Raw genomic sequence first — 4,655 nt, 5'->3', positions numbered from 1 at the left:
AGATAAAGATGAATACATAAAAATTGCTAATAAATGTGATGAAGTTATTGGTGAAATAAAAGTAATAACAGAAGATGATTTCCAAAAGGTTCAAAGACCTATTGAAGGATATACACTAAAAGAATATATCTCAAATATGGTTTCATTTAATAAACAATATAAAGGAAAATTCATCTTTGAAGTTACTATTATCAAAGGCTACAATGATGATGATAAATCAATTGAAGATTTAAAAAATATTATTAAAGAAATATCTCCTGATAAAGTAATAATTGCTAGAATGGATGATGAAATTTTCAAGAAAAAACTTGGCATAAGTGATGAGAGATTTAAAGAAATTTCAGATATACTATTAGAAAGCAATTAATCTCTTTTTTATTTAATAATAAAAAGCTATACCAACAAGTGGTATAGCTTTTAAATTTATATTTCTCTATTTAAGAGCATTTTTTATATCTTCAACTATTAATTCCTTTGTTAAACGATAACGAACATATAAATCCTTACTTAAAATGATATCAGTAAATTCTTTTTTAGCACCAAAGTTTAATACTTTAATATTCTTATCAGCATAGAATCTATCAATTTTTTCACCAAATCCACCATCTAGTGATCCATCTTCAAGAGTTACTATAAGTTCGTGATTCTTTAAAAGACCATTTAACATTTCTTCATCTAATCCAGTTATAAATCTAGGATTTATTAATGTAGCATCTATTCCCATTTCTTCTTTTAATAATGCTTTTACCTCTTCACCTAGGCTTAAGAAATGTCCAAGTCCAAGAATAGCAACCTTACTTCCTTCAGCTACCTTTTTATAAGCTACCTTACTAAAGTCAGCTTCAACTTCTTCTCCAGTTGATACAACAGAACTATTTGGAATACGAACTGCAACTGCTTGATCTTTAAATTCTGGAGTTCTAAGAACACCACCACCTAAGAAACCTGGAGTTCCTGCTGTTATACCTACAACACTTTTATCAGCTCTTGCACTTTCTACTAAAAAGTTTCCAAATATCTTTTGATAAGATTCACCTGAAAGATCAATTTTAACCTTTCCTGTTTTTAAATCAAATGGCATTGTCCAGTGGAATGCTTCTTTGTTTTCTATAGCGTGATTATATCCATTTCCTTTTATAGTATGCATATGAACAACTATAGGATAATCTATATCCTTAACCTTTTCAAATGTTTCAATTAAAGATTTTAAATCATGCCCATTTTCCACGTATACATAATCAAGTCCTAAAGCCTTAAATATATTATTTTCAGCTTTCCCCTTAGTTTCACGAAGTAATCTTAAATTTCCATAAAGGCCACCATGATTTTCAGCAATTGACATATCATTATCATTTACAAGAATTATTATGTTTTTCTTTGATTCAGATGCATTGTTTAAGCCTTCATAAGCTTCTCCACCACTTAAAGAACCATCACCAATAACAGCTATAACATTTCCTTTTTCTCCTTTTACATCACGAGCCTTTGCAAGACCACAAAAGCTAAACTAATTGAAGTTGAAGTGTGTCCTATTGTAAAGAAATCATGTTCGCTTTCATGTTGTGAAGTATATCCTGTAGTAGAATCATATTCATCTGGATTTATGAAAGCATTCTTTCTTCCAGTTAACATCTTTAGGTCCATCTATTTTGCTTAAAATATTAAAATTCATATATTCCTCCTGATTTATAATTACTATATATTCTTATAGTAAATTTTCTAATTTATATATATAATAGACCCTAAAGTTAACTTTAGGTCAAGAGTGTTTACAAAAACTTTAAATTAATCCCTTATAGTATTATCTTAAATGAAGTTATTTACAATAAAAACCTTGCATTTGTTTTTTTGAAAATTAATGTTAAAATGATATGATGATTTAATAAAATATGAGAATAAAAATAATATTACAGTAAAAATTAATATTAAAATATTCCCTATAAAACTAAGGAGGAATTAAAAATGGATGCTATCGAAATGATAAAAGAAAGAAGAAGTATTCGTGAATTTAAAGATGAAAAAGTAGACAGAGAACTTATGAGAGAAATCGTTGATATCAGCAAATGGGCACCATCATGGACAAATTTACAAATAGCTAGATACACATTAATAGATAATGAAGAAATAATAAAAAAACTTGCAACTGATGGAGTTAATGGATTTGTTTACAATATTCAAACTCTAAAAAATGCAAAAGGCGTTGCAGTTCTTAGCTTTGTTAAAGGTAAGAGCGGAAAATTAGACTCAGCAATTTATGGAGAAAATGCTTCAAATGTTGATAGAAATGATGATTATGCAACTTCAAAAGCTAATGCTTGGGAAGCATTTGATGCAGGTATCGCATGCCAAACATTCTGTTTAGCCGCTCATGCAAAAGGCGTTGGAACATGCATCATGGGTGTTATCAATGAAAAATCAATCGCTGAAATCATAAACTTACCAGAAGATGAAACAGTAGCTGCACTTATAGTTTATGGATATGAAAAAGAACATCCAGCACCAAGCAAAAGAAAAGATGTAGACGAAATTTTACGTTTTGTAGATTAATACATATACAGCAAAAATCTCAAGTACATAAATACTTGAGATTTTTTTATTTTATAAATCCATTCTTATTCCATAATCTCTAAGCCAATCTTTTTTGACTTCATAATCACTTATAATAGATGCTAATAAGTTCCAAAATTCATTAGAATGATTTTTATGATACATATGACACATTTCATGAACTACAATATAATCAAGAGATGTTGATTTTGCCATAGAACATCTCCAATTAAATAAAAGCTCATCCTTTGATGTGCAACTAGCCCATCTCTTCTTTTGATCTTTAACCTTTATAGCTTTAGGTTTCTTATTAAAAAATCTTTGATAATATTCAACCCTCTTCTTTACTTGTTCTTCTGTCTTTTTCCTATACCAATTTTCCATAGCATCTTTTATCAAATCATCACTTTTTTCTTTTACATAAACAAGAAACTTTCCTCTATATAGCTTAACAAATGAATTATTTCCTATACTTTCATCAACATAAATTTGCAATGAATAATTTCTTCCTAAATACATAAAAGATTCTCCATTAACAAATTCCCTAATAACTTTTTTAGATTCAATATTTCTAAACTCAAAAAGCTTCTTAACTATCCATGCCCCTTTTGATTTAACTATTTTTTTAATCTCTTCTTCATTACTTCTAAATGGAGCTACAACTAAAACACTATTAGGCGGCTCTACAGAAATACTTATTGTTTTTTTATTTCTAAATTCAATATCAAATTCAATTTCTTTTGTTCCAAACTTAACTTTAGATTTCATATATACTCCAATATCTAAGCTATTTATCCAATACATCAAAATGTATCTTAGCTAAATTTAATAATGGCTCCATAATCTTCTCTCTAACATCTCTAGGAATCTTTTTAGCATATTTTCTAATAATCATAAGCTTAATAGCCCTTTTAATATCATTAGTCTTACTAACATTAGTTACCCAATCTATAACATAATTATCCTTAACAACAGCTTTAACATCTTTTGCTATCTCTTTAGATATTTCTATAGTTTCATCACTTACATAAACTGCACTATCTTCTTTAATAATAGAATCTTCACTCTCACCATTATCTTCTAAATATTTCTTTACAACTTCAAAGAAAGCAAATTCCTTTTCATCAAGACCTAAATCATTAGCTTTATTTGATGCTCCATTTTCAATATCACTATCAATAAATTCTTCAAGTCTTTTCTTTCTTAAAATCCAATCATTTTTAGTTTCATCTAATATCTTTTGAAGTCTTTGAAGTAAAGATTCATAATAAAATGGATTTTCACTTATCCTAACACTAATAGTATATTTAATAGCGTGTTCCATTGCTGATGCTTTAGCTTCATCTGATTTTAATGTATTAATTCTTGATTTAAAATTATCTTCAAATAAAGTTATAGGTTTAATCCAATCCTTAACCCCTAAAGACTTTAAATGAGTTTCTATTATCTCTCTTACCTTTTCTCCACAATCTGAAATATCCATTTGCTCACTTGGATTAAACTTAGCCTTAGCTGCTGCTCTAATATAAGAAAGCCATTTTAAATCATTTAATATCTTTGTGTCAACATGAGTTGGCAATAAGCTCTCTACTGCTCCTGAAAATTTCTTATACATAAGTTCAAATTCTGCTCTCTTATCTTCTGGTTCAATTTTATTTACAAGTTCATCTAAGTTGTCTTTATCAATTCCCCTAAACATAGACATTATAGCTTCTCTAAAGCCAAGCATTTCATTGTATAAATCATCTAAAGAATCCATAGGTTTTCCAAGTTCATCTTTATCAAAAATAGCAAGTGCCTCTTCTAAAAAGTTAGAAATACCATAATAATCAACAATATATCCACATTGTTTTGTAATGCTATCTTTTATGCTTTCTCCATCATCAGATTTTCTTTCAACCTCTTTAGTGCAAGTTCTATTAACTCTTGCTATTGCTTGTAATAAAGTATGTTCCTTAAGTGGTCTATCTATATACATAACTTGCTCTATCGGAGCATCAAATCCTGTTAAAAGCATATCTTTAACTACAAGGAAACATAATTTATCCTTATCAACCGTCTTTTTAAATCTATTTATTATAGCTTCTTGTTCTGACTTTGTAGTAAAG

At 28.2% G+C, this 4,655-nt stretch carries 5 protein-coding genes and 1 pseudogene; 2 read left to right on the top strand and 4 right to left on the bottom strand.

Going from position 1 to position 4,655, the window contains the following annotated elements; all coding sequences use genetic code 11:
- Positions 1-367 (top strand): annotated as a pseudogene (locus tag SPJ33_RS06700) (radical SAM protein); the annotation flags it as partial.
- Positions 368-433: 66 nt separating this feature from the next.
- Here the strand turns inward: SPJ33_RS06700 and SPJ33_RS06695 are convergent.
- Together SPJ33_RS06695 and SPJ33_RS06690 are read right to left on the bottom strand one after the other, a co-directional pair.
- The gene (locus SPJ33_RS06695; RefSeq protein WP_321117193.1) at positions 434-1,441 is read right to left on the bottom strand and encodes a 1-deoxy-D-xylulose-5-phosphate synthase N-terminal domain-containing protein; all 1,008 of its coding nucleotides are present in this window, start codon (positions 1,439-1,441) and stop codon (positions 434-436) included.
- 29 nt (positions 1,442-1,470) lie between these two features.
- On the bottom strand, positions 1,471-1,644 hold the full coding sequence (locus SPJ33_RS06690; protein ID WP_321117192.1) for a 1-deoxy-D-xylulose-5-phosphate synthase N-terminal domain-containing protein: 174 nt from the start codon (positions 1,642-1,644) through the stop codon (positions 1,471-1,473).
- A gap of 318 nt (positions 1,645-1,962) precedes the next feature.
- Between SPJ33_RS06690 and SPJ33_RS06685 the strand changes: the two genes are divergently transcribed.
- Positions 1,963-2,547 carry a nitroreductase family protein gene (locus tag SPJ33_RS06685; RefSeq protein WP_321117191.1) on the top strand — a complete coding sequence of 195 codons (585 nt, stop codon included), beginning with the start codon at positions 1,963-1,965 and terminating at the stop codon, positions 2,545-2,547.
- A gap of 51 nt (positions 2,548-2,598) precedes the next feature.
- Here SPJ33_RS06685 and SPJ33_RS06680 read toward each other — a convergent pair whose 3' ends face one another.
- Positions 2,599-3,315, bottom strand: coding sequence for a SprT family zinc-dependent metalloprotease (locus SPJ33_RS06680; protein ID WP_321117190.1), 717 nt, complete (start codon positions 3,313-3,315; stop codon positions 2,599-2,601).
- Positions 3,316-3,334: 19 nt separating this feature from the next.
- Positions 3,335-4,655: UvrB domain 3-containing protein (locus SPJ33_RS06675; RefSeq protein ID WP_321117189.1), on the bottom strand; the 1,321-nt coding region annotated here is incomplete at its 5' end.

Origin of the sequence: Clostridium sp. (assembly GCF_034179595.1) — a bacterium.
Lineage (GTDB): Bacteria > Bacillota > Clostridia > Clostridiales > Clostridiaceae > Clostridium.
The sequence above is the reverse complement of the archived record's forward strand: the minus strand, read 5'-3'. Positions and strand labels throughout refer to the sequence as shown.